Source organism: Methylobacterium sp. Leaf118 (genome assembly GCF_920984675.1).
Classification (GTDB): Bacteria; Pseudomonadota; Alphaproteobacteria; order Rhizobiales; family Beijerinckiaceae; genus Methylobacterium.
The window spans coordinates 1-24,825 of the sequence record NZ_CAKLBV010000024.1; the positions used below are offsets into that span (position 1 = coordinate 1).

A 24,825-nucleotide genomic window follows, 5' to 3' on the forward strand; every position below is an offset into this window, starting at 1 on the left:
TCGGGATCTTCCATGGCCGTGACCACCCGTCGGACGCCCGAGGCGAGGGTGGCGTCCGTGCAAGGCGGCGTGCGGCCAGATCGAGCGCTACATATTCAGGATCGCGCTCGGAGCCTTCCTCGCCTGCCTGATCGGGCTCACGGGCACGATCTGGGTGACGCAGGCCTTGCGGGAACTCGACCTCGTCACGGCCAAGGGCCAGACGCTCCTCGTCTTCCTGTTCATCACCGGGCTGTCGCTGCCCACGCTGATCACGGTGATCGCCCCGGTCGCCCTGTTCATCGCCTGCGTCTACGCCCTGAACAAGCTCAACGGCGATTCCGAGCTGATCGTCATGTCGGCGGCCGGCATGGCCCCGCGCCGGCTGCTGAAACCGTTCCTGTCGCTGGCCTTCGCCGTCAGCATCGTGGTCGCCTTCCTGACGATCCAGGTCATGCCCTCCTCCTTCCAGGAACTGCGCGACGTGCTGACACGGGTGCGCGGGGATTTCGTCGCCAACGTCGTCAAGGAAGGCCAGTTCACGGCGCTCGACAGCGGCATCACCTTCCATTTCCGCGAGCGCGGGGCGGACGGCTCGCTCCAGGGCCTGTTCATCCAGGACAAGCGCGAGCCCGGCAAGGCGGTGGTCTATCTCGCCGAGCGGGGCCGCGTCGCCGACACCGACGGCCAGAGCTACCTCGTCCTGGAGAAGGGCAGCATCCACCGCCAGCAGAAGGACAGCCGCGATTCCTCGATCGTGAGCTACGAGCGCTACGCCGTCGATCTCGCCGCCTTCGCGCCGCCGGACGCCGAGACCTTCTACAAGCCGCGCGAGCGCTCGACGCTGGCGCTCCTGTTCCCCGATCCCTCGGAGCTCTACTACCAGGTCCAGAAGGGCCGCTTCCGTGCCGAGCTGCATGACCGGCTCTCCGCCTGGCTCTACCCGCTGGCGCTCGCCCTCATCGCCTTCGCGGCGCTGGGCGATCCCCGCACCACCCGCCAGGGGCGGGGGCTGGCCGTCGCCGGGGCGGTCATCGGGGTCGTGGTCCTGCGCATCGCGGGCTTCGCGGCGAGCAGCGCCGCCGTGCGCAGCCCCGGCGCCGTCGTCGCGATCTACGCCGCGCCACTCGCCGCCATCGCCCTGTCGAGCCTCCTGATCTTCGGCGGCGCCCGGGTCCGTGCGGCGAGCGAGGGGCTCACGAGGCGCCGCCGCGCCCTCGCCGCCGCCCTGCGGCGGCGGCCGCGGACCGGACCGGCCTGAGGGCGCCGCCATGTTGATCGGGCCCACCCTCGGGCGCTACTTCGCCCTGCGCTTCCTGCGCACCATCCTCGGCGTGTTCGTCACCGTGTTCGCGCTGGTCTACACCCTCGACTTCGTCGAGCTCCTGCGTCGCGCGGGCGACACGCCGGGGGCCTCGGCGGCGCTGATGGCCCAGCTCGCCCTCTACCGCACCCCCGCCGTCGCCGAGAGCGTGCTGCCCTTCGCGGTCCTGTTCGGCTCCATGGCCGCCCTGCTCCAGCTCTCGCGCAAGCTCGAACTCGTGGTGGCCCGTGCCGCCGGCATCTCGGCCTGGCAGTTCCTCCAGCCCGGCGCCTTCGTGGCGCTCGCCATCGGCGCGTTCGCGATCGGGGCCTACAACCCGCTCTCGGCGGCGCTCAAGCAGCGCTCCAGCGAGATCGAGGCGACGATCTTCGCCAAGGCGACCCGGGCCGGCACCGGCAAGGACCTGTGGATCCGCCAGCGCAGCATCGACGGGCAGGCGATCCTCCGTGCCGAGACGGCGGTCGAGGGCACCACCACGCTGGCCGGCGTCACCGCCTTCCTGTTCGACGATGCGGGCGCCTTCACCATGCAGGTCGAGGCGGCGCGTGCGATTCTGCACGACGGCTGGTGGGAGCTGCAGGATGCCCGCGTGCTCTCGAAGGATTCGCCCCCCGAGAGCCACGACAGCTACCTGATCGCCTCGACCCTCGACCCGAGTCAGATCCGCCAGCGCTTCACCCCCCCGGAATCTGTGCCCTTCTGGCAACTGCCGGGAACCATCGCACGCCACGAGCGGGCCGGTCTGGATGCCACCCGCTACCGCCTCCAGTACGACGTGCTGCTGGCCACGCCCCTGCTCTACCTCGCGATGGTCCTTGTCGCGGCAACGGTTTCCTTAAGATTTTTCCGATTTGGTGGGGTCGGCAAGCTGGTGCTCGGCGGGGTGGCGGCGGGCTTCGTTCTCTACGTCGCGCGGCAGGTCATGGAGGGCCTGGGTGCGTCGGGTATGATCGCGCCGACGGTGGCGGCGTGGTTCCCCGCCGTGGTAGGGAGTCTCCTCGGTACGCTCACGCTTCTGTATCAGGAGGACGGCTGATGCGGTGTCTTCCGGGTAAGGCGGGTCGTGGACGAGGTCGTCGTGCAGGGGGCTGCACAGGAGACGGGTGGCGCGTTGCGTAAGGTCGCCGACATCGCTGTCACGGTCTCGATGGCTGCGCTTCTGGCGGCGGCCTTCGGGCTTGCCGCGCCGCGCGCCCATGCCCAGGCCGGGCTGGAGCGGCTCGCGGGTCCGCCCCAGGGCGCGAAGAGCACCGATCCCAAGGATCAGCGCCTGCTCGTCGAGGCGGACGAACTGGTCTACGACAACGACCGCAACACCGTGACGGCCCGCGGCAACGCGCAGCTGAATTACGGCGCCCGCAATCTCCAGGCCGACCGGGTCCGCTACGACCGGGGCACCTCGCGGGTCTTCGCGGAAGGCAACGTGCGCCTCACCGACGAGACCGGAACCCTGGTCACCGGCGACCGGATGGAGCTGACCGACGATTTCAAGAACGGCTTCGTCGACGCGCTGCGCATCCAGCAGACCGTCGAGACGAAGGGCGAGGTCGTGCGCACCCGCATCTCCGCCCCGCGCGCCGAGCGGGTCGCGGGCGAGGTGTCGAGCTTCGACTTCGCCACCTACACCGCCTGCGAGCCCTGCAAGGACAATCCGGCCAAGCCGCCCCTCTGGCAGATCAAGTCGGCCCGGATCATCCACAACAACGAGACCCACACGATCACCTACGAGGATGCGACCCTCGAGATCGGTGGCATCCCGATCGCCTACCTGCCCTATTTCGAATCCGCCGACCCGACGGTGAAGCGCAAGACCGGCTTCCTGACGCCGCGCTTCATCACCTCGACCGCCCTCGGCTCTGGGATCGCCACCCCGTTCTTCATCAATCTCGACCCGAGCTACGACCTGACCGTCTCGCCCGCCTTCGTCTCGCGCCAGGGCGTGCTGGGACAGGCCGAGTTCCGCCAGCGGCTCGACAACGGGGCCTACAGCATCCGCGTGTCGGGCATCTCGCAATCGACGCCCTCCGCCTTCCTGCCGGGCCCGCTCGGTGCCGCCGACCGCGACTTCCGGGGCGCGATCGAATCGCGCGGGCGCTTCTACCTCAACGAGCGCTGGCGCACCGGCTGGGATCTCGTCGGCGTGACCGACAAGTGGTTCCTCGACAATTACCGCATCCGCAACCAGAACATCACCACCGAGTACTTCCGCGAGGCGGTCTCGACCGGCTACCTGATCGGTCAGGGTGACCGCTCCTGGTTCGAGGCGCGGGGCTACTACTTCAAGGCCCTGTCGAGCTTCGACTGGCAGAAGGAGCAGCCGTTCGTCGCGCCGGTGATCGACTACGACAAGCGCATCGACGGGCCGGGCAAGCTCGGGGGCGAGCTGCGCTTCGAGGCCAACGTCACCAGCGTGACGCGTGAGGCGACCGACTACCAGGGGATCCCGCGCACCGGCAGCTACCTGATCAACCCGACCATCAACGGGGTGAACTATCCGCTCTACGAGACCTGCACGGTGTTCGAGCGCGGGCGCTGCATCGTGCGGGGCCTGGGGGGCACCACCACGCGGCTGTCGGCCCAGGCCTCCTGGCGGCGCAGCTTCATCGACGATGCCGGGCAGGTCTTCACGCCCTTCGCCTACCTGCGCACCGACCTGTTCTCGCTGAACCCGAACTTTTCGGGCTTCCAGAACCAGTTGGTCAACAACATCACCACGGTCGACGACGGGACCTACGGCCGGGTGATGCCGGCGATCGGTCTCGACTACCGCTATCCCTTCGTGGCCGATTTCGGCGGGCTCGGGGTCCATACCCTGGAGCCGATCGCCCAGGTGATCGCCCGTCCCTCCGAGACCCGGATCGGGCATCTGCCCAACGAGGATGCGCAGAGCCTCGTCTTCGACGACACCTCCCTGTTCGAATGGGACAAGTTCTCCGGCTACGACCGGGTCGAGGGCGGCGTGCGGGCCAATCTCGGCGGGCAGTATTCCGTCGTCACCCCGTCCGGCTGGTACGCGAACGTGATGTTCGGCGAGTCGATCCAGATCGCGGGCGTCAACTCGTTCCGGCGTGGGGACCTCGCCAATGTCGGCCTCGATTCCGGCCTTCAGGACCGCCGCTCCGACTTCGTCGGCCGCTTCCAGCTCGCGCCCAACCAGAACATCAACTTCATCAGCCGCTTCCGCCTCGGCCAGGGCGATCTCGCCACCAACCGCTTCGAGGCCGGGGTGGTGGCGCGCTTCGCGCCGTTCCTGCCGCTCGAGACCTCCCTGTTCTACTCCTTCTACGAGGCGCAGCCGGCCCTGGGCTTCTCCCATCGCCGCGAGGGTCTGACCGCGTCGGCCACCTACCGGATCACCCCGAACTGGTTCGTCACCGGCTCGGCGCTCCTCGACCTGACCCATTACCTCGACACCCGCGACAATTACGCCGACGCCTACAAGGCCTTCCTGGCCAACCCGGTCGGCGCCGCGCCGGTCTACCGCAATCCCGGCTCGTTCTACGTCTCGGGCATGAGCATCGGCGGCGGCTACCAGGACGAGTGCACCACGGTGTCGTTCAACTACATCGTCTCGCCCATCGCCACGGCGCTCGGTGTGCGCGAGCGCAACCAGACCTTCCTGCTGCGGCTGGAACTGAAGACCCTGGGCGAGGCGGACCTGCGCCAGAACGTCGGCACCGTGACGACGGCGGACGGGATCTCGGCGGCGCGGTAGGGAACGACGCACGGCGCGGGTCTCGCGCCCGCGAGACCCGCGCCCCGCTCGGGCCGGGACGCCGGCAACACCGTCGGCAACGGCCCCCGATCCCTGTATCATCGTCCCATGCCCCCCCACGACCTCCCGCTCGCCCTCACCCTCGGCGATCCCTCCGGGATCGGCCCCGAACTCGCGCTCCAGGCCTGGCGCCTGCGGGGCGAGCGGGGCGTGCCGCCGTTCCAGTTCCTCGGCGATCCCGACTTCCTGGAGCGGACCGCCCACCGGCTCGGCCTGTTCGTTCCGGTGGCCGAGGTCGAGCCGGAGGATGCCGTCGAGGTGTTCCCCCGCGCCCTCCCCGTCCTGCCGCTGCCGAGCGGCGCCACGGTCGAGGCGGTGCCCGGCGCGCCGGACACCGCGAATGCCGGGGCGATCGTCGAGTCGATCACCGCCGCGGTCGACCTCGTGCGGACGGGCCGCGCCTCGGCGCTGGTGACGAATCCGATCGCCAAGTTCGTCCTGACCCGGGTCGGCTTCGCCCATCCCGGCCACACCGAGTTCCTGGCGGCGCTCGCCGCCGGCCCCGGTCTGGAGCCGCCGCTGGCGGTGATGCTCCTGTGGAGCGAGACGCTCAGCGTGGTGCCGGTGACGATCCACGTGGCGCTGCGGCGGGTGCCCGAACTGCTGACGCAGGCGCTCGTCGAGCGCACCGCCCGCATCGTGAACGCCGACCTGCGCGCCCGCTTCGGCTACGAAAAACCCCGCCTCGTCCTGTCGGGGCTCAACCCCCATGCCGGGGAGGCGGGCACCATGGGCACCGAGGACCGCGACGTGCTGGCGCCGGCGGTCGCGGCCCTGCGCTCGGAGGGCATCGACATCCGCGGGCCGCTTCCGGCCGACACCCTGTTCCACGAGCGGGCGCGGGCGACCTACGACGTGGCCCTCTGCCCGACCCACGATCAGGCCTTGATCCCGATCAAGACGCTCGCCTTCGACGAGGGAGTCAACGTGACGCTCGGCCTGCCCTTCGTGCGCACCTCGCCCGATCACGGCACCGCCTTCGACATCGCCGGCCAGGGCGTGGCCCGGCCCGACAGCCTGATCGCGGCGCTCCGCCTGGCGCATCGCCTCGCGCACCGCCCGGCGGACAACGTCATGCCCTTTCCCGCGCGCGTCTGATCCCCGCGATGACCACCGATGCGCTGAGCGCCGACGGGCTGCCTCCCCTGCGGGAGGTCGTGCGCCGCCATGGCCTGGAGCCGAAGAAGGCGCTCGGACAGAATTTCCTGTTCGACCTGAATCTGACGGGCCGGATCGCCCGCTCGGCCGGCGCCCTCGAGGGCGTCACGGTGGTGGAGGTCGGGCCGGGGCCCGGCGGCCTGACCCGGGCGCTGCTGGCGGCGGGCGCCCGGCGCGTGATCGCCGTCGAGCGCGACCCGCGGGCGCTTCCCGCGCTGGCCGAGATCGCCGCGCATTACCCCGGTCGGCTGGAGGTGGTCGATGCCGACGCCCTCGCCTTCGATCCGCGCCCCCTTCTCGGCGAGGGGCCGGCGCGGATCGTCGCCAACCTGCCCTACAACGTCGCCACCCCGCTCCTGACCGGCTGGCTCGGCGCCGACAGCCACGACGCGGCGTGGCCGCCCTGGTGGGATTCGGCGGTGCTGATGTTCCAGCGCGAGGTCGCCGAGCGCATCGTCGCCGATGAGGGCGACCGAGCCAATTACGGGCGGCTCGGCGTGCTGTGCGGCTGGCGCTGCCAGGCCACGATCCTGTTCGACGTGGCCCCGTCCGCCTTCGTCCCGCCCCCCAAGGTCACCTCCAGCGTGGTCCATCTGCGCCCGCGGCCGGAGCCCCTGCCCTGCCGGATCGCCGATCTCGAGCGGGTCACCCGCGCGGCCTTCGGCCAGCGCCGCAAGATGCTGCGCCAGAGCCTGAAGGCCGCGACGCCCGATCCCGGGCGCCTGCTCGCGGCCGTGGGCCTGCCCGAGACCGCCCGGGCGGAGGAGATCCCGGTCGAGGGCTTCGTGGCGCTCGCCCGCGCCCTGCGGGAGGCAGGGGACCGCTGATTTCCGGGCCGGGCCGAGTCTCCGGACCGATTCGGCCCAGCTCGTGCAAGGCCTCGGCCGACGAGGACGAAGCCCTCACCAGACCCCGCGATCGCCGCCACGTTCCCTCTTGAACAGCCGCGTGGTTTCGGATGAAGGTCGGGCGAGGGCGCGTCAGACGTCCCATCGACAGAGGGGCCGGCTCCATGCTTATCGAAGGTTTCGTGCCAGGGACCGTTGCGGGCAATTCGATTGTCTGCGTCCCCAGGTCTTGCGCGTCCACGCCCGCCCGGTGAGCGGGCGCACGCCCACAGACGGGCGCGTCCTCTAACACCCGGCGCATGCCGGTTTGAAGGACGCACCGGTCCGGACGGGACTTGATCGGACTTGACCATCCTCGACGCCCTCGCCGCGCCGGAGCCCGGCCCGTCCTATGGCGGGCTGTTCTCCACGCGCGCCTATGACGCCACGTCGGGCGGTACGATCCGCCTCGACGAGGGTGCCCTGCTGTTCAAGGGCGAGTTCGCCCGCGTCGGCGCCGACCTCGTCATCAGCGACGCCTTTCACCGCGTCGTCGTCCACGATTACTTCTCCGTCGAGACGCGGCCGCGGCTGGAGGCACCCAACGGGGCTTTCCTGTCGGATGCGGCGATCGAGGCGCTCAGCCTGCACCCGAACGGCGAGCCCGTCGCGCAGGCCGGGACGCCGGAGGCCAACGCGCCGATCGGCCGCGTCCAGACGCTGACCGGCACCGCGACCGTGACCCGCAACGGCACGAGCGTCACGCTCCAGGTCGGCGACCTCGTCTACAAGAACGACGCGATCCAGACCGGCCGGGATTCGTCGCTGGCCGTGTCCTTCCTCGACGGCACCCTGTTCAGCCTCGCCTCCGAGGCCCGGATGGTGCTCAACGGGATGGTCTACACGGAGGGCGGCACCGGCAACTCGGCCCTGTTCGACCTCGTCCAGGGCACGATCTCCTTCGTGGCCGGCAAGGTCGCCAAGACCGGCGACATGAAGGTCGGCACGCCGGTGGCGACCATGGGCATCCGCGGCACCGCGGTCCATGTCCAGATCGAGGCTGATGGCGGTGACACCCGCTTCTCGGTGATGACCGAGCCCGACGGCACGGTCGGCCGCTTCGACCTCTACGACCGCACCGATCCCAACAGGGTCCTTGCCACCGTCTCCGATCCGAACCTCGCTACCATCATCCACCCCGAGGGCGGGCGGGCGGTGCGGGTCGAGACCGTGGCCAAGACCCTCGCCGAACTCGCCGAGGAGGCGGGCCTCGTCCAGTCGCTGTTCAAGACGATCGCGGAGGCGCCGCGCCTGCCGGTGTTCCAGGGGCCCGGCAATGGCGGACCGGGCTCCGGCGTGCCGCCCAACAGCCTGCCGGGCGACGGACCCGGCGATGGTCCGGGCACCACGGGCCCGCGGCTGCCCCCGCCGCCGGACACGCTCCAGCCCGGCCCCGGCCCATTGACCCCCTCCCCCCCGGGCAACGAGACGCCGGGCGGCCCCGGCGTGCCGCCGCTCGATCCCCCGCCCGACACGCCGCCGCTGGCCGTCCGCCCGCAGACCGTGCCGGTGGTGCAGGACGCCGCCCTGGAGACGACCGATCCGGCCCGGGGCATCCTGGGGTCCGGCGCGGTCACCGGCTCGGGCTCCTTCAGCGTGCTCGCCGCCCGCGCCGGCACGGAGCCCGACGGGCGCGACACGCCGCTCGCCGAGGGCGGCGTGACCCTGCGCGGCACCTACGGCACCCTCGTGCTCCACGCCGACGGCACCTATTCCTACACCGCCGACCGGGCCGCCGCCCTCCCCGAGGGCCGGGTCGGCGCGGACGTGTTCAGCGTCACCGTCGGCGGGCCGAACGGCGCGATCCTGCGCACGACCTTCTCGGTCGACGTGACCGGCCTCAACGACGCACCGACGGTGGCCGAGCCTCTCACGCTCGCCGAGAGCCCGGCCGGCGAGGCCCGCGAGGTGAGCGCCGACGAGCTCTGTGCGGGGGCCGCCGACATCGACGGGGACGCCCTCACCGTGGCCGGCCTCGCCGTGGCGAGCGGCGGCGGCCGGATCGTCGACCTCGGCGGCGGGCGCTACCGCTACGAGCCCGGCGAGGGCGCGCGCGGCCCCGTCACCCTGACCTACCGCATCATCGACGGTCATGGCGGCGCCTGCCTCCAGACCGCGACCTTCGACCTGGTCGCCATCGAGGCGCCGCCGGTCCTGACCCTGTCCGGCGGGGCGGTCAGCTTTCGGGAGGACGCCGCGCCGGTCGCCCTTTCCGAGGGGCTGACGGTGAGCGACGCCGACAGCACGACCCTGAGCCGGGCCACCGTGCGGATCACCGAGAATTTCCGCCCCGGCGAGGATGTTCTGGCGGTGGATCTGCCCGAGGCCGAGGCGATTCGCGCCCATTACGACGCCCATACCGGAATCCTCACGCTGACGGGCGAGGCGAGCCTCGCCGACTACGCCCGGGCCCTCCTGTCCCTCACCTACGCCAACGGCAGCGACGCGCCATCCCAGGCGCCGCGCACGGTCGCGATCGTGGTCGCGGACGCGGGCGGCCTCTGCAGCGCGCCGGTCCTGCGCGATGTCGCGGTGGTCGCGGTCCCGGACGCCCCGGAGGCGCGCGACGACAACGCCTTCGTCGAGTCCGGGACCTCGGTGAGCATCGACGTGCTCGCCAACGATTCCGACCCCGAGGGCGGCGCCGTGGCCGTGAGCGCCGTGGGCGAGCCCGCCCACGGCACGGCGGTGCTGAACCCGGACGGCACGATCACCTACACGCCGAAGGCGGGCTATTCCGGCGCCGACAGCTTCACCTACACGGTGCGCGACGCCGACGGCCAGACGGCGCAGGCCACCGTCGACGTGATCGTGGGCCGGGCCGGCCACCAGACGGTCGGCGGGGACGTGTTCCTGCAGGGCGCCTACATGGAGATCGGCGTCGCCCGGCACGGCTCGCTCGGCACCGAATCCGACGCGCCCGACGGCTTCCACCCGCAGGCGGGCGGCTCGCGGCAGCTCTCCTTCGTGATCGATGCCGACGGCTGGGACACCGGCGACGAGACCACCTCCAACGACGTGACCATCCCGGGCACGCCCGAGGACGCCATCGTCATCGCCCATGACGGCCGGAGCTTCGCCAATTCCGAGCGCACCGCGAAACTCCAGTTCGACGCGACGACCACCGACACGTCGAGCGGTGGACGGCTCCAGGCGACGACCGTCGGCACCACCGGGGACGGGCTCAAGATCACCCAGGTGATCGACCTCGACCCCAACGCCACCTACTTCAAGACCACCGTGACCCTGACCAACACCACGTCCGAGATCATGCGGGATGCGCGCTTCATGCGCAGCTTCGATCCCGACCAGGACGCGATCCGTTACGGCGACTACGCCACCGACAACGACGTCCTGGCCAACCCGAGCGAAGCGGGCGGCGTCGCCGTGGTGCAGGCCTACGGCACGAAATCCGGCGTGTCGGTCAACCTCGTCGCCTTCGACAAGGCGGCCAGGGCCTCCAGCGACGGGTTCAGCAACCACGACGCCTACCTGCCCAACGTCTACGACACGCCGCGGGACCCGAACGGGGCCCATATCGACACCGGCATCTCGCTCAACATCCAATTCAGCGACCTGCGCCCGGGCCAGAGCGCGACCCACACCTTCTACACCACGCTGAACGCCAGCCAGGGCGCCAACGACCTCGTGGTCGGCAGCGCCGCGGCCGAGACCCTCGACGGGCGCGGCGGCGACGACCTGATCCTCGGGCTCGGCGGCGGCGACACCCTCACCGGCGGCACCGGGAGCGACACCTTCGTCTTCGACGCGGCGACCTTCGGCCGGACCACGATCACCGACTTCGCGACGGGCGCCGACCTCCTGCAATTCGACCGCTCGGTCTTCTCCAGCGCCGAGGCGGTGCTGGGGCGGGCCACGCAATCCGGCGCCGACCTCCTGATCACCTACGATCAGGATCACGTCCTCACCCTGAAGAACGTGATACTGGCCAACCTCCACGCCACCGACATCCAGATCCTGTGACGGTTCGGCGAACGCGATGGCCTGTCCTTTCGGAGCGCGCTTGAGTCTCCTCTCGCCCCGCCTTCGGACGAAAGCGCCCCTCCGCCGTGCCCGCGCGCGGATGCGCCGCGCGGGTGCGGCCCGCGGGCCGCGCGCCGGCATGGTCTGAGCGCCGCCCTTTGCGCATCCCTCGCCCCTTCGGCCGCCCGGCGCCGCTGCCTGCCCCCGCCCCGCGCCCGGCCGCGCGACGCCGCCTCCTCGGCCTCGACCGCGCCCTGGCGCTCCTCGTGCTCGCCGGGCTGGTGGCCCTGCGGATCTGGGACCCGGCCCCGGTCGAGACCCTGCGGCTGCGCACCTTCGACGCGCTCCAGGCGCTGCATCCGCGCCCGGTCACCCTGCGGCCGGTCACCATCGTCGACATCGACGAGGCGAGCATCCGCGCCTACGGGCAATGGCCCTGGGCGCGCACCCGGGTTGCCGCTTTGGTGCGGCGGCTGACCGAGGCCGGGGCGGCGGTGGTCGCCTTCGACATGGTGTTCCCCGAGCCCGACCGCCTCTCCCCGGCCCGCTTCGCCCAGGGGCTCGACGGGCTCGATCCGGAGGCCCGCGCGGCGCTCCTGCGCCTGCCCGACAGCGACGCGGTGCTCGCCGAGGCGATCCGGGCGGGCCGCGTGATCCTCGGCCAGTCGGCCCTGGAGGAGGCGGTGGCGGAGGCGCCCGACCTGCCCCGCACGGGCTTTGCCGTCCTCGGGCCCGATCCCACCGCCCATCTCGCCCGCTTTCCCGGCCTCCTGCACAACCTGGCCGATCTGGAGCGGGCCGCGGCGGGCCGGGGCCTCTTCACCATCGTGCCCGAGCGCGACGGCATCGTCCGGCGCGTGCCCCTCGCTGTCCAGGCGAGCGGGCGGCTGGTGCCCGGGCTGGCGCTCGAGATCCTGCGGGTGCTCACCGGCTCGGGGACGGTGCTGCTGCGGGCGGATGCCGCGGGGGCGGAGGCCTTGGTGCTGCCCGGCTTCGAGGTTCCCACCGATGCCAGCGCCTCGGTCTGGCTCCACTTCTCGGGCCGTGACCCGGCCCGCTACGTGTCGGCCCGCAGCGTCCTCGACGGCGGCCTCGATCCCGACCGGGTGGCGCAGAAGATCGTGCTCGTCGGCACCTCGGCGCTGGGGCTCCTCGACAACAAGACCACGCCGGTCGAGCGGGTGATGCCCGGCGTCGAGGTGCAGGCGCAGCTCCTGGAGAGCGTTCTGTCGCGCACCACGCTGGCCTACCCGAACGACGCCATCGTCGTGGAGATCGCCCTGGCCCTGGCGGTCTCCCTCGTGGTGATCGCCTTCGCGCCGCTGCTCGGGGCGGCGCGGCTCCTGGCCCTCGGGGCGACCATCGCGCTGTTCCTCGCCGCCACCGCGTGGTTCCGCTTCACCGAACTCGGCATCCTGCTCGACGCGACCTTCCCCCTCGGGGCGAGCCTCACGGTCTATGCCGTGCTCGTCTTCACCAACTACACCCGCGAGCAGACCCAGCGGCAGCGCATCCGCTCGGCCTTCGGCCAGTACCTCTCGCCGGCCCTCGTCGACGAACTCGCGGCCTCGCCGGAGAAGCTGCGGCTCGGCGGCGAGGAGCGCCCGCTCACGATCATGTTCTCCGACGTGCGCGGCTTCACCGGCATCGCCGAGTTCTACCGCAACGATCCCGCCGGGCTGACCGCGCTGATGAACCGCTTCCTGTCGCCGCTGACCGAGGCGGTGATCGGGGCCCGCGGCACCATCGACAAGTATATGGGCGACGCCATCATGGCGTTCTGGAACGCGCCCCTCGACGATCCCGACCACGAGGCCCATGCCTGCACGGCGGCGCTCGCCATGATCGCCCGGATGGAGGCGCTCAACGCGCAGCGCCGGGCCGAGGCCGAGGCCGGCGGCCATCCGGTCCTGCCCATCGACATCGGCATCGGCCTCAACACCGGCCTGTGCGTCGTCGGCAACATGGGCTCGACCCTGCGCTTCGACTACTCGGTGCTGGGCGACCCCGTGAACGTCGCCTCCCGGCTGGAGGGCCAGTCCAAGGCCTACCGGGTCAAGACCGTCCTGGGATCGGCGACCGCCGCGGCGGTGGACGACCGCTTCGCCGTGCTGGAGATCGACCTGATCCGGGTGAAGGGGAAGGCGCAGGCCGAGGCCGTCTCGACCCTCGTCGGCGACCGGACGGTCCGGGATTCCCCGGCCTTCCGGCGGCTCGCCGCCCGCCACGCCGAGATGCTCTCCGCCTATCGCCGCCGCGACTGGGCGATGGCGCGAAGCCGGATCGGTGCCTGCCGGGCCGAGGCCGCCGCCTTCGGGCTCTGCGGCCTCTACGAGCTCTACCTCGAACGCGTCGCCGCGTTCGAATGCGCCCCGCCCCCGGCCGACTGGTCGGGGGTGCATGTCGCGCTCACGAAGTGACGGCGGTCCGGCTCAGTGCGCCGTCAGCGCCGCGTCGGGCTTGTCGTGCTGGCCGAAGCGCTCGACCAGGGTGGCGCTCGCCGCGTTGAGGCCGATCACCTCGACGATCCGGCCGTTGCGGCGCGCCTTCATCACGACCCGGTCGAGGGCGCCCACCGCCGAGATGTCCCAGAAATGCGCCGCGTGCACGTCGATGACGAGGCGCTCCACCGGCTCGCGGGCGTCGAGCGCCTCGGCGAAGGCGCCGGCCGAGGCGAAGAACACCTGTCCGCTGACCCGGTAGGTGCGGGTGCGCCCGTCCTCCGACAAATCGGAGGTGACGCGGGCCATCCGCGAGACCTTGCCGGCGAAGAACACGCCCGACAGGAGCACGCCGATCAGCACCCCGATCGCCAGATCCTTCGTGGCGACCACGACCGCGACGGTGGCGAGCATCACCACCGAGGAGGAGAGCGGGTTGGTGCGCAATTCCAGGAGCGAGCGCCACGAGAAGGTGTTGAGCGAGACCATGATCATCACCGCGGTCAGCGCGGCGACCGGCACGACGGCCAGAAGGTCCTGCAGGGCCACGAGCAGCACCAGCAGGGCGGCGCCCGCCACCAGCGTCGAGAGCCGGCCGCGGGCGCCCGAGGAGACGTTGATGACCGACTGCCCGATCATGGCGCAGCCGCCCATGCCGCCGAACAAAGCCGCGCTCATGTTGGCGAGCCCCTGGCCCAGGCATTCGCGGTTCTTGGAACTGCCCGTGTCGGTCATGTCGTCGACGATCTGTGCCGTGAGCAGGCTCTCGAGGAGACCCACCGCCGCGAGCGTCGCCGCATAGGGCAGGATGATCCGCAGGGTCTCGAAGGTCAGCGGCACGTCGGGCAGGGCGAAGCTCGGCAAGGCCGTCGGCAGGGCGCCGAGATGGGCGACGGTGCGCACGTCGAGCCCGAGCCAGGCGGTGAGCCCGGTCAGCACCGCGATGGCGACCAGCGGCGAGGGCACCGCGCGGGTGATCCGGGGAAAGCCGTAGATGATGGCGAGGCCGAGCGCGATCAGCCCGTAGGTGGCCGGCGTGACGCCGGTCAGTTCCGGCAGCTGGGCCAGAAAGATCAGGATCGCGAGCGCGTTGACGAAGCCCGTCATCACCGAGCGCGAGACGAAGCGCATCAGCCGCCCGAGCCGCATCAGCCCGGCCGCGATCTGGAGGACGCCCATCAGGATGGTGGCGGCGAACAGGTACTGCACCCCGTGATCGCGCACGAGATCGACCATCACCACGGCGGTCGCAGCGGTGGCCGCCGAGATCATGGCGGGCCGCCCGCCCGCGAAGGCGATGACGATCGCGATGACCACGGAGGCGTAGAGGCCGACCTTCGGATCGACCCCGGCGATGACCGAGAAGCCGATGGCCTCCGGAATCAGGGCGAGCGCGACGACGAGGCCGGAGAGCGTATCGGCCCACGGCGCGCCGACCCACGCGCGGGCGGCTTGTCTGACAGAGGACATGAGAAAATTTCCGCAGGGGACGCGGCGCCGCGCGAGAGGCGGGGCGGCTGCGGCGTCTCGAATGCGTGATCCGGCGGATCGGCGGCCGGAAGAGCCACCCGGGCTTGCACCGGGTCCAGGCGAATGTTTTCGCTTTAACGCGTCAGGTGCTGCGGTGCAACGAGACGGTCATCGGAGGCGGCGGCTCACGCGGAGGCCGCCGACTTCCCGGGCACGCCGGCGGCGGCCGGCGACCGCTTGGGCCGTGCCGCGTAGTCCGGTCCCGCCGGCTTCCGGTCCGCGACTGCACCCCCACGATGGCCCGGTGAAACGGCCGTGACCGGAGCCCGCGCCTCCGCCAGCGCATGCACGGCCATCGTCTCGCTGCGCCCGCGCAGGCGGTAGGCCCCGAGCGCCTCGGCCTCGACGCCGTCGGGCAGCGCGGGCAGCCGGGCGAGGACCGCATCCGAGATCAGCACGCCCCGCCCGGTTTCCCGGCACAGACCCTCCAGCCGGGCGGTGGCGTTCATGACGTCGCCGAAATAGGCGATCTTGTGCCGGTCGACGCCGACCTCCGCTGTCACGACGCTGCCGCCGTGCAGGGCCGCGCGCAGTTCGGGAACGAGGCCGAAGCGCGTGAGCCAGCGCGCCCGGTCACGGTTGAGGATGTGGCGGATCGCGAAGACGCAGGCGACGCAGCGCGCCCGCTCGATGCCCCGGGCCAGGGGCCACGAGATGATGACCTGATCGCCGATATAGTCGTCGACCTGTCCGCGATGGCGCCGCACCGGCTCGGCGATGGCGGCGAAGACGGCCTTCAGGAGTTCCTGGGCCGCGAGGTCGCCGTGCCGCTCGGCATAGGCGGTCGATCCGACGAGATCGAGGAACAGGAACACGCGCTCCTCGCTGACGGGCCGGTGGTAGCGCCCAAGGACGAGGCTCGCGAAGGTCTCGCTGCCGATCAGGTCGCGCACGCGTAGGACGGAGACGATCAGCGCCGAGACCGCCAGCGCGAATGGGATGGTGTGGAGTTTGGGCGTGACGGCGTCGAGGAAGGGCTTGTCCGCGATGCCGAGCGCCCAGACGAGCACGCCGGTCGCCGACATCGCGACGACGATCAGGATCGCCATGCTGATCTCGGCTGCGGCGAAGTAGGCGAGCGTCGGCAATTGCCGCAGGCGCCGGCTGTAGGCGGCCAGGAAGAGCCCGCGCTCGTAGGCGATCATCAGGACGCCGACGCAGGTGCCGTAGATCGTGCCGACGAGGGTCGGCCCGTCGTGGAACAGGACGCCGTGCAGCGCGCCGAACCCGGCGCTGACGGCGGCCATGGTGATCCAGAAGGCCGGACTGCCGTACGACATCGTCTTCACCGGCTCGGGGGCGTTGTCGCAGGGGTGGACCGACGATCGCGGCGACAGCGTGACCTTCGAGGATTTTTCGGAGGCCCTCGCCGCTTCGTCGTGCGCCGTCGCACGGGGCATGACGACGTCCTGCGCGATCGGGGCCGCGTCACGGATGGCTCTCAGCCTCCGCCGATCATCGATCTGCCCGCCGCGGCCCGCCTCACCGCAGGAAGCTCACCGCCACCGGCACCAGCACGGCCGTGAGGAAGGCGTTCAGCCCCATGGCGATGCCGGCGAAGGTGCCGGCGACCTCGCTGACCTGGAAGGCGCGGGCGGTGCCGAGGCCGTGGGCAGCGAGCCCCGCCGCGAAGCCGCGGGCGCGCATGTCCTCGACGCGCAGGAGCCGCATCAGCGGCGTGACGAGGACGGCGCCGGCCATCCCGGTCATCATCACCAGCACGGCGGCGAGGGTCGGGTCGCCGCCGAGCGCCTCGACGATGCCCATGGCGACGCCCGTGGTCACCGATTTCGGAGCCATGGCCAGCATCACCTCGTAGGGGATGCCGGCGAGGGTCGCGAAGGCGAGGGCCGAGCCCATCGCGGTGACGCAGCCGACGACGAGGGCGGCCAGCATCGGCACGAGCGCCCGCATCACCGTGTCCCGGCGCTCGTAGAGCGGCACCGCGAGCGCCACCGTGGCGGGGCCGAGCAGGAAGTGCACGAACTGCGCGCCCTGGAAGTAGGTCGGGTAGGGCGTGCCGGTGACGAGCAGGACCAGCCCGATCATCCAGACCGCATGGATCACCGGATTGGCGATCGGGTGCCGCCCCGCGGCCTGGAACAGCCGGTCGGCCACCGCGTAGGCGAGCAGCGTCACGGTGAGCCACAGCAGCGGCGTGCGGGTCAGATAGACCCAGAGGGCGAAATCGCCGCTCACCGTCGGTCCATCACGCGCGAGACCGCGACGAAGGTCAGCACCGTGGTGGCGAGCGTCAGGGTCACCGACAGGATCAGCACCGCGGCGAGCGCCAGCCCGTGGCTCGCCAGCACGTCGAGCCGGCCGACGATGCCAACCGCGGCCGGCACGAACATGATCGAGAGATGGGCGAGCAATCCCTTGGCGGTGCCCTCCAGCCCGCCATCGACCAGCGGTGGCGGCAGCCAGCGGGTCGAGGCCCGGCGCCACCGGTCGCGGAGTGCCAGGAAGCCGAGCAGCAGCGCCATGCCGATCACCGGGCCCGGGACCGGCAAAGCGGCGGCGCGGGCGAGCGCCTCGCCGAGGAGCTGGGCCAGCAGGATCAGGGTCAGGCTGACGATCATGCCGGAGGCCTCACCGCAGGCCTTACCGCAGGCCTCATGGGCCGCCCGGTCACGCCGGAACCGCCTCGTCCGGTCGGAGCTGGGTCTGGGCGGCGGCGATCCCCGCGTCGTCGAACCCGAGCAGCCGGCCGAGGCGCCAGACCAGCGCCTCCTCGAACTCGTGCACCGCCCCGTCGGCACCCGCCACCGCCCAGGCCATGGCGAGCAGACGCGCGCGCTGATCCGGCGCTCCGTCCTCGCCGATCAGCTCGACGAGGCCCATGAGGTCGCGGGTCTGCGCGTCGAAGGCGGCGGCGCGCTCGATCAGCCCCCGGGCCTCCGCGTCGGTCTCGGCATAGCGCCCGCGCACCAGCCGCACGAGGCGCTCGGTCTCCGCCTCGCCCAGCACGCCGTCGGCCCGGGCGATGTGGACGAGCAGAGCGGTCGCGGCGAGATGCGCCTCGTCGCCGTCGGGGAGCGGCTCGGCCGGGGCCGGCAGGCCGAAGGCCGAGGAGGCATAGGAGAGAAGGCGCTGCAGGAGGGGCATGTCCGGTTCGTATCGCCGCGTGCCGCCACCGTCGGTGCGGGGGCGGACCGGGTCAAGCGAGGAGCGGGCCGGGCGGTCTGGGCCGCGCGGGTTTCGCGGGCGGCGTGGCGGGCCTGCACCAGCGCGCCGGATGGGCGGGCGCCGCCGCCCGCGCGCTGGCCTTGCGCCGCGTCCACCGGCGCTCCCGGCCCGGCCGGTGCGGTTCAGATCTCGAGCCTGCCCCCGCCCCCGGGGACGAGGCCCGCATCGAGCGCGACGCTCTTGACGATGGCGAAGACCGGTTGCCCCGTCGTGAGCCCGAGGTCGCGGGCGGAGGCGCGCGTCAGGCGGGCCAGAAGGGTCGTCCCCCCGCAGGCGATCTCGGCGAGGCAGGCGGTGCCCTCCTCCCGCAGGCTCGCGACGCGGCCGGGCAGGACGTTGCGGGCGCTCAAGGCTTGCGGCGCCTGCGTCGCCAGCAGCACGTCGCGGGCCGGCACCCGCAGGTTCAGCCGCCGCCCCACCGGCAGGGCCAGCAGCGGCACGTCGAGGCGCAGGCCCTCCCGGTCCGCGCCCCCCGTGCCGGCGAGCCGGGTCAGCCCGGCTTCGGCGTCGTGCCCGGCCACCGTCACGGCGAGCACGCTGCCGGCTTCCGACCCGTCGGGGATCAGGTCGGGCCGGCGCAGCACGGCGTCGACCGGGCCCTGGCCAGCGACGCGGCCCTCCTCCAGCACCACCACCGTCGAGGCGAGGCGGGCCACCTCGGCGACCGCGTGGCTGACATAGACGATGGGCAGCCCGGCCTCGTCGCGCAGGCGCTCGATATAGGGCAGGATCTCGCGCTTGCGGGCCTCGTCCAGCGCCGAGAGCGGCTCGTCCATCAGCAGGAGGCGCGGCCGGGCCAGCAGGGCCCGCCCGATCGCGACCCGCTGCCGCTCGCCGCCCGACAGGCCGGCCGGGCGCCGCTCCAGCAAGGCGGCGAGGCCGAGGAGATCGACCACCGTGCCGAAGGCGGGCCCGTCCGGCCCGCGGGAGAACAGCCGGCCGAAACCGAGATTCTGCCGCACGCTGAGATGGGGCAGAAGCCGCGCCTCCTGGAACACGCAGCCGATCCGGCGCCGGTGCACCGGCACGCGGATGCCGCGCGCCGTGTCGAGCAGCACCGTGCCGTCGATGGCGATGCGCCCGCGCTGCGGCAGCGTGAGCCCGGCGATCAGGTCGATCACCGTGGTCTTGCCCGAGCCCGAGCGCCCGAACAGGGCGGTGAGCCCGGCGCCCGCCGTGAAGGCGACCTCGAGCCGGAAGCCCTTTTCGCGGTGGAGCGCGACGTCGACCTCGATCGTCACGGCGCCGGGCTCGCACGGCGGGTTGGGGCGTTGTCGCCCCGGGACAGCCGGGAACCGCGATGATCACCGTCCACCATCTGGAGAACAGCCGCTCGCAACGGGTGCTGTGGCTGCTCGAGGAGCTCGGCCTCGCCTACGCGGTGACGCGCTATGCCCGCGACCCCGCCACCATGCTGGCGCCGCGGGCGCTGCGCGCCGTGCATCCCCTCGGCAAGTCGCCGGTGATCGAGGCGGAGGGGACCGTGGTGGCCGAGACCGGCGCCATCGTGGCCTTCCTGACCGCGCGGGCGGGCGGCGCACTGGTGCCGCCGCCGGGCAGCGCGGAGAGCCTGCGCTACACCTACTACCTCCACTACGCGGAGGGCTCGGCGATGCCCCCGCTCCTCCTGAAGCTCGTGTTCTCGCGGCTCGCGCCGGGCAGCCCCGCTCTGCTGCGGCCGCTGGTGCGGGCGATCGCCGGGCGGGTCACCGGCGGCTTCGTCGATCCGGAGCTGCGCCGCCACGCCGCCTACTGGGAGGCGGAGCTCGCCGAGCGCCCGTTCTTCTGCGGCGACGCCTTCACCGCCGCCGACATCATGATGAGCTTCCCCCTCGAAGCCTTTTCCACCCGCGGGACCAGTGCCGGCCCGCGGGTGACCGACTGGCTCGCTCGCATCCACGCCCGGCCGGCCTACCGGCGCGCCCTCGCGCGGGGCGGGCCCTATGCCTATGCGTGAGGCCGCGCGGCCGGAGACAGGACCGCGGATCCTCGCCCCTGCGTCCGGCGGGCTCACGTTCGTCGAGGGGGATGGGGCGCCCGCCATCATCCCGCCCCCAGCCGCCGGCTCATGCGGCGCGCCAGCACTTCCGAGGCGAGCAGCGCCAGCATCGAGACCGCCACCGAGACGAGCGTGAGGCGCAGCGCCGCCCCCTCCCCGCCCGGCACCTGGGTCAGGGTGTAGATCGCCGAGGGCAGGGTCTGGGTCTCGCCGGGGATGTTCGAGACGAAGGTGATCGTCGCGCCGAACTCGCCCATCGCCTTGGCGAAGGCCAGCACCGCGCCGGCGAGGATGCCGGGCAGGCTCAGCGGCAGGGTCACGGTGAGGAACACCAGCGGCGGCGCGGCCCCGAGGGTCGCGGCGGCCTGTTCCAGCCGCCGGTCGATCGCCTCGATCGACAGGCGCATCGCCCGCACCATCAGGGGAAACCCCATCACCGCGCAGGCCAGCGCCGCGCCGGTCCAGCGGAACGAGAACACGAGGCCGATCTCGGCGAGCCCCGCGCCGAACAGCCCGCGCCGGCCGAAGGCCAGGAGCAGCAGATAGCCCGTCACGACCGGCGGCAGGATCAGCGGCAGGTGGACGAGCCCGTCGAGCAGGGCATGGCCGGGAAAGCGCCGGCGCGCGAGCAGCCACGCCACGGCCAGGCCGAAGGGCAGGCTGCACAGGGTCGCCACGAAGGCGACCTTGAGCGAGAGCAGGAGCGCCGTCATCTCCTCGGGGGTGAGGCCAAACCCGCTCTGGAGATCAAGCCCGTTCGACATGGCGCGGCGTCCCGCCGGCCGTCAGGAGCGCTTCTCGGTGCCGATCACCACGAAGCCCTGCTGCTCGAAGAACGGTCGGGCCGCCGGGCTGCGCAGGTAGCCCAGGAAGGCGGCGGCGTCGGCGTTCCGGGATTCCTTGGTCAGGGCCACCGGGTAGACGATCGGCGGATGACTGTCCTCGGGGAAGGTCGCCACCACCTCGACGCCCGGCTCGCTCGCCGCGTCCGTCGCGTAGACGATGCCCAGCGGCGCCTCGCCCCGCGCGACCAGCAGCAGGGCCGCCCGCACGTTCTCGGCCTGGGCGATCTGCCCCTTCACGCCGTCCCAGGCGCCGAGCGTGTCGAGCGCCGCCCGGCCGTATTTGCCCGCCGGCACCGCCTCGACATGGCCCATGGCGAGCCGGCCGCCGGCCAGCGCCCGGGCGAGGTCGACGCCCGGCGCCAGAGTGAGCTTCGGTGCCGCGCCCCTAGGGGCCACGAGCACGAGGGCGTTGCGCAGGAGGTTGATGCGGGTGTCGGGGCGAATCGTCCCCTTCGCTTCCGCGTCGTCCATCCAGGCGAGGTCGGCGGAGAGGAACAGGTCGGCGGGCGCGCCCGCCTCGATCTGCTTGGCGAGCGCATTCGAGCCCGCATAGGAGATCGACGTCGCTCGACCCGTCTCCTTCGCCCAGGCGGCGCTCGCCGCGCCGAGGGCGGTCTTCAGGCTGGCGGCGGCGAAGACCACCACTGGTGCCTCCGCAGCTCGAGCCGGGACCGCGGCGCTTGCCAAGGCCAAGGCGAGGCCGAGGAGCCAGACGCGGCGGGTTCGGGACAAGCGGGTCACGGTGGGCCTCCGGACGCCGCCCGCGCGGCGGCCGGAAAGCGCTATAGCCGAACGGGAACGACGCTGCCAGGGCCGAGCGGCCCCGGCGCCGGCCGGATCACGACCCGTCGGGGCCGGTGGACGAGGGTTCGGGTTCGCCCGCGGTGAAGCCTTCGAGCCAGTCCAGGCTCTCCTGCGAGCCGGCCTCGTAGGGATTGGCGGAATCGGGCTGGCCCCCGGCCTTGGCGGCCGGGCCCTCGTCGTAGATCGTCCGCGATACCACGGCCATCGGTGTTGCCTCCTGGGTGATGTCGAGCCGACAAGCCGGGGCGGGCCGCGGAGTTCCGTTGGCGTCCCGGTCTCAGGCCGTGGGGCCGGATCCGCCGCCGGGCTTCGATTCGGCGCGGTGGAGGCGGCTCAGAAGAACGAGCAGCGAGCCGGGCAGCGGCGCTTCGAGCGCGCGGGGATCGAGCATTTCCGCGCGAGTGACGCGGGCGCGGTCGGGCCGCAGCTCCCGTTTCACGACGACGGGCGAACGGCGACGTGCGGATCTGGCTGTCATGACGCGACGGACTCAGGGCCCCTGCTGACGGCAAGATTGGGCGAGATTTGGTCGGTGTGAACGCGATCTTCCAGGGCCGGTTCCGCCTTGACCGGCTACAAAATAAACAAGTTGCCTGTGGATTAGGCGTCCGAACCCTTTCATGTGGCGACGGATCCGCTCGGCGCGCCCCCGAGAACGCCGTGGCCGGACGGGGCCGCCGGTGGTAGAGGACAGCCCATGCTCGAAGGCCTTCCGCCGCACCGCCCCACCCACGTCCTGCGCCTGGTCACGGACGAGCCGTCCGCGCGCGCCATGACGGAGCTGCTCGGCGAGATGTTCGACCCGATGGAGACGGCGGTGGCCGCCTTCGAGGTCGAGGAGACCGGGGCGTGGCGCCTGGAGGCCTATTTCTCCGAGGAGCCCGACGCGGACATGATCCGCGACCTGATCCGCCCCATGGTGGGCGATCAGGCGGACGAGGCCGCCTTCGAGACCATCGACCAGCAGGATTGGGTGCGGGCCTCGCTGGAGGGGCTCAAACCCGTCGGTGCCGGCCGCTTCCTCGTCCATGGCGCCCACGACCGGGAGCATGTGCGCCCCCACGACCTCGCCATCGAGATCGAGGCGGCCCTGGCCTTCGGCACGGGGCATCACGGCACCACTCTGGGCTGCCTGCGGGCGCTCGTGGCCGAGCTGAAGCAGCGCCGCCCGGCCCGCGTCCTCGATGTCGGCACCGGCACCGGCATTCTGGGCTTCGCCGCCGCGCGCGCGCTCCATACCCCCGTGGTGGCCGGCGACCTCGATCCCGAAGCGGTGGCGACCGCCCGCGGCAATGCCCGGCTCAACGGGCTCGGCCCCCTGATGCGCCTCTACCAGGGCCCCGGCGTGCGCCACGCGCTGGCCGACCGGCCCCGCCATTTCGACGTGGTCTTCGCCAACATCCTGGCCCGGCCGCTCAAGCGCCTCGCCCCCACCCTCACCGCCGTGGTGGCCGATGACGGGGTGCTGATCCTCTCGGGCCTGATCGAGCGCGACGTGCCCGGCGTGCTCTCGACCTACCGCCACCGCGGCTTCCACCTCGCCCGCGCCGGGGTGATCGAGGGCTGGGCCACCCTGGTGCTGCGCCGGGGCGGAGCGGCGCCGCGGCGCCGCTGATTTTTTCGGGTCTCGCCCGACCCGTCCTGCCCCTGCGAGCCGGTCGGGCCGTGCGGCGGGCGGGGCTCGCCTCTCGTCAGAGCGCGGTCAAAGGGGAGGCCCGCGTGCCGACTTGGATGGCTCGACCGCCTGGTACGCCTGGCGACGGTGAGCTTTCGACCCAAGAGCCCCCTCACGAGGCCGAGGGCGGCCGTGCCGGCCGTGGCTCCTGGAAATGGTCGATCCGTCCGGCGAGCCCCAAATGCTTACACCAGAGCGTCAGGATGCAGAGCCACCGTCCCGCTGAAGCGACGCGGTATGAGGGGGCAGCCGTCGTGCAGCTTGCGATGCTGCAGGCTGATCTTGGGCACACTTGTGTAGCTGCTGGCGGTGATCACTGTGCCATGGCAGCTCGGGCATCGCCTCGGCTTGTCCCGATGGACGCGATGCGCCTCATCGATCGAAACCCGTCGCCATGTACCATCGCTTTTGATCTCGCAGACGGGTGAGGAGCGCTCGACCATCCTATCCCCCGCCAAGCAGACCCAACGGCTCCGATGCCATCCGGTGATGCGCCCCCTCTGAAGCGCGAGGCGATGCCCCGCGTGTGTGAGATGCCTCGGCCGAACGGGGATCGCTCGGCCGGGGCGTTTCGCGCGGGTTACGCCAGGAGGAAGTCGGCGTGGGTCAGCGTCACCTTCGTGTCGATGGTCGCGAACTGCACCGCCGCCTTCGATCCGCTCCCGTCGGCGTCGTAGGATAGGGCGCCCGTCGTCTTGTTGTAGAGGATGCGGTCGCTTGAATCGACCGTCGCGCCGCTGACGCTCAGATCCTTGAAGGCGGATGCCGTCAGCGCCTCACCCGACAGGGCGGTAAAGATGCTCTTCGCCAGCTGGATCGTGTCGTCGACCGCCGAGAAGTCGCTGAGATGGTCGACGTTGCTCGTGCCGAGCGCCGTTGAGAACACGAAGGTGTCCTTGCCGGCCTTGCCGAACAGCGTATCGGCGCCGAACCCGCCATCGATCACGTTGGCGCCGGCGTTGCCGATGATCCTGTTGGCGAAGGCGTTGCCGGTGAGCTTGAGGGCGGCGGTGCCGGCATCGTTGCCGGTGCGCAGCTGCTCGATCTCCTGGCCGGCGTTCAAGGCGTAGGAGGCGGAGGCGTAGACGGTGTCGGTGCCGCCATTGGCTGCCTCGACGACGACATCCCCGGCGTTGTCGACGACGTAGGTGTCGTTGCCGGCATACCCGGTCATGGTGTCGGCGCCGCCTTTGCCGTCGAGGACGTTGGCGCCGTCGTTGCCGCGCAGTGCCTGG

18 protein-coding genes and 1 other annotated feature are annotated in these 24,825 nt (G+C 72.0%); of the genes, 9 read left to right on the top strand and 9 right to left on the bottom strand.

The window, feature by feature from the left end; translation table 11 throughout:
* The first annotated feature begins 79 nt into the window (after positions 1 to 79).
* The 7 genes from lptF to LW587_RS12195 all read left to right on the top strand — a co-directional run bounded on the left by lptF (position 80) and on the right by LW587_RS12195 (position 13,527).
* Positions 80 to 1,240, top strand: coding sequence for an LPS export ABC transporter permease LptF (lptF, locus tag LW587_RS12165; RefSeq protein WP_232629905.1), 1,161 nt, complete (start codon positions 80 to 82; stop codon positions 1,238 to 1,240).
* A gap of 10 nt (positions 1,241 to 1,250) precedes the next feature.
* Positions 1,251 to 2,339, top strand: a complete 1,089-nt coding sequence (gene lptG, locus LW587_RS12170; RefSeq protein WP_232629865.1) for an LPS export ABC transporter permease LptG — start codon at positions 1,251 to 1,253, stop codon at positions 2,337 to 2,339.
* A gap of 75 nt (positions 2,340 to 2,414) precedes the next feature.
* Positions 2,415 to 5,018 (top strand): LPS-assembly protein LptD, encoded by a 2,604-nt coding sequence (locus LW587_RS12175; RefSeq protein WP_232629906.1) that lies wholly within the window; start codon positions 2,415 to 2,417, stop codon positions 5,016 to 5,018.
* 108 nt (positions 5,019 to 5,126) lie between these two features.
* Positions 5,127 to 6,176, top strand: coding sequence for a 4-hydroxythreonine-4-phosphate dehydrogenase PdxA (pdxA, locus tag LW587_RS12180; protein WP_232629866.1), 1,050 nt, complete (start codon positions 5,127 to 5,129; stop codon positions 6,174 to 6,176).
* Positions 6,177 to 6,184: 8 nt separating this feature from the next.
* Entirely contained in the window at positions 6,185 to 7,063 is an 879-nt protein-coding gene (gene rsmA / locus LW587_RS12185; protein WP_232629867.1) for a 16S rRNA (adenine(1518)-N(6)/adenine(1519)-N(6))-dimethyltransferase RsmA, read from the top strand.
* Positions 7,064 to 7,429: 366 nt separating this feature from the next.
* Complete coding sequence (locus LW587_RS12190; protein ID WP_232629868.1) at positions 7,430 to 11,107, top strand: cadherin-like domain-containing protein; 3,678 nt, start codon at positions 7,430 to 7,432, stop codon at positions 11,105 to 11,107.
* Between the two features lie 158 nt (positions 11,108 to 11,265).
* Positions 11,266 to 13,527, top strand: a complete 2,262-nt coding sequence (locus LW587_RS12195; protein ID WP_232629869.1) for a CHASE2 domain-containing protein — start codon at positions 11,266 to 11,268, stop codon at positions 13,525 to 13,527.
* Between the two features lie 12 nt (positions 13,528 to 13,539).
* On the opposite strand, the gene LW587_RS12200 is transcribed toward LW587_RS12195, so the two are convergent.
* From LW587_RS12200 to modC, 6 genes are all read right to left on the bottom strand, one after another.
* Positions 13,540 to 15,018 (bottom strand): SulP family inorganic anion transporter, encoded by a 1,479-nt coding sequence (locus tag LW587_RS12200; RefSeq protein WP_232629870.1) that lies wholly within the window; start codon positions 15,016 to 15,018, stop codon positions 13,540 to 13,542.
* 64 nt (positions 15,019 to 15,082) lie between these two features.
* Positions 15,083 to 15,138 (bottom strand) — a sequence feature (sul1 is cis-regulatory element that is thought to sense ions involved in sulfur or methionine metabolism; They are found in Alphaproteobacteria).
* A gap of 65 nt (positions 15,139 to 15,203) precedes the next feature.
* Positions 15,204 to 16,358, bottom strand: a complete 1,155-nt coding sequence (locus LW587_RS12205) for an adenylate/guanylate cyclase domain-containing protein (protein ID WP_442919142.1) — start codon at positions 16,356 to 16,358, stop codon at positions 15,204 to 15,206.
* A 202-nt stretch (positions 16,359 to 16,560) separates the two neighbouring features.
* Positions 16,561 to 17,277, bottom strand: coding sequence for an LrgB family protein (locus tag LW587_RS12210; RefSeq protein WP_232629872.1), 717 nt, complete (start codon positions 17,275 to 17,277; stop codon positions 16,561 to 16,563).
* Positions 17,274 to 17,660 carry a CidA/LrgA family protein gene (locus LW587_RS12215; protein ID WP_232629873.1) on the bottom strand — a complete coding sequence of 129 codons (387 nt, stop codon included), beginning with the start codon at positions 17,658 to 17,660 and terminating at the stop codon, positions 17,274 to 17,276. The genes LW587_RS12210 and LW587_RS12215 overlap by 4 nt, the downstream gene beginning before the upstream one ends.
* A 49-nt stretch (positions 17,661 to 17,709) precedes the next feature.
* On the bottom strand, positions 17,710 to 18,186 hold the full coding sequence (locus LW587_RS12220; protein WP_232629874.1) for a tellurite resistance TerB family protein: 477 nt from the start codon (positions 18,184 to 18,186) through the stop codon (positions 17,710 to 17,712).
* 203 nt (positions 18,187 to 18,389) lie between these two features.
* Positions 18,390 to 19,508: a molybdenum ABC transporter ATP-binding protein gene (gene modC / locus LW587_RS12225; protein ID WP_232629875.1), complete on the bottom strand. Its 1,119-nt coding sequence runs from the start codon at positions 19,506 to 19,508 to the stop codon at positions 18,390 to 18,392.
* A gap of 59 nt (positions 19,509 to 19,567) precedes the next feature.
* On the opposite strand from modC, the gene LW587_RS12230 reads away from it, so the two are divergent.
* Positions 19,568 to 20,224 (top strand): glutathione S-transferase, encoded by a 657-nt coding sequence (locus LW587_RS12230; protein WP_232629876.1) that lies wholly within the window; start codon positions 19,568 to 19,570, stop codon positions 20,222 to 20,224.
* 86 nt (positions 20,225 to 20,310) lie between these two features.
* On the opposite strand, the gene modB is transcribed toward LW587_RS12230, so the two are convergent.
* From modB to LW587_RS12245, 3 genes are all read right to left on the bottom strand, one after another.
* The gene (modB, locus tag LW587_RS12235; RefSeq protein WP_232629877.1) at positions 20,311 to 21,030 is read right to left on the bottom strand and encodes a molybdate ABC transporter permease subunit; all 720 of its coding nucleotides are present in this window, start codon (positions 21,028 to 21,030) and stop codon (positions 20,311 to 20,313) included.
* A 21-nt stretch (positions 21,031 to 21,051) separates the two neighbouring features.
* Positions 21,052 to 21,852 (bottom strand): molybdate ABC transporter substrate-binding protein, encoded by an 801-nt coding sequence (gene modA / locus LW587_RS12240; protein ID WP_232629878.1) that lies wholly within the window; start codon positions 21,850 to 21,852, stop codon positions 21,052 to 21,054.
* 97 nt (positions 21,853 to 21,949) lie between these two features.
* The gene (locus tag LW587_RS12245) at positions 21,950 to 22,120 is read right to left on the bottom strand and encodes a hypothetical protein (protein ID WP_232629879.1); all 171 of its coding nucleotides are present in this window, start codon (positions 22,118 to 22,120) and stop codon (positions 21,950 to 21,952) included.
* A 492-nt stretch (positions 22,121 to 22,612) separates the two neighbouring features.
* Here LW587_RS12245 and LW587_RS12250 point away from each other — a divergent pair, with 492 nt between their 5' ends.
* A complete protein-coding gene (locus LW587_RS12250) occupies positions 22,613 to 23,530 on the top strand; it encodes a 50S ribosomal protein L11 methyltransferase (protein ID WP_232629880.1) in 918 nt (305 codons plus the stop codon).
* Positions 23,531 to 24,825: the final 1,295 nt, after the last annotated feature.

Excerpts from the sequence above, each read along its gene's own strand:
- LW587_RS12245 (WP_232629879.1), bottom strand. The coding sequence starts at position 22,120 with ATGGCCGTGGTATCGCGGACGATCTACGACGAGGGCCCGGCCGCCAAG.
- LW587_RS12250 (WP_232629880.1), top strand. The coding sequence starts at position 22,613 with ATGCTCGAAGGCCTTCCGCCGCACCGCCCCACCCACGTCCTGCGCCTG.
- LW587_RS12220 (WP_232629874.1), bottom strand. The coding sequence starts at position 18,186 with ATGCCCCTCCTGCAGCGCCTTCTCTCCTATGCCTCCTCGGCCTTCGGC.
- LW587_RS12230 (WP_232629876.1), top strand. The coding sequence starts at position 19,568 with ATGATCACCGTCCACCATCTGGAGAACAGCCGCTCGCAACGGGTGCTG.
- lptG (WP_232629865.1), top strand. The coding sequence starts at position 1,251 with ATGTTGATCGGGCCCACCCTCGGGCGCTACTTCGCCCTGCGCTTCCTG.
- rsmA (WP_232629867.1), top strand. The coding sequence starts at position 6,185 with ATGACCACCGATGCGCTGAGCGCCGACGGGCTGCCTCCCCTGCGGGAG.
- LW587_RS12205 (WP_442919142.1), bottom strand. The coding sequence starts at position 16,358 with ATGTCGTACGGCAGTCCGGCCTTCTGGATCACCATGGCCGCCGTCAGC.
- modB (WP_232629877.1), bottom strand. The coding sequence starts at position 21,030 with ATGTCGAACGGGCTTGATCTCCAGAGCGGGTTTGGCCTCACCCCCGAG.
- pdxA (WP_232629866.1), top strand. The coding sequence starts at position 5,127 with ATGCCCCCCCACGACCTCCCGCTCGCCCTCACCCTCGGCGATCCCTCC.
- LW587_RS12215 (WP_232629873.1), bottom strand. The coding sequence starts at position 17,660 with ATGATCGTCAGCCTGACCCTGATCCTGCTGGCCCAGCTCCTCGGCGAG.
- LW587_RS12200 (WP_232629870.1), bottom strand. The coding sequence starts at position 15,018 with ATGTCCTCTGTCAGACAAGCCGCCCGCGCGTGGGTCGGCGCGCCGTGG.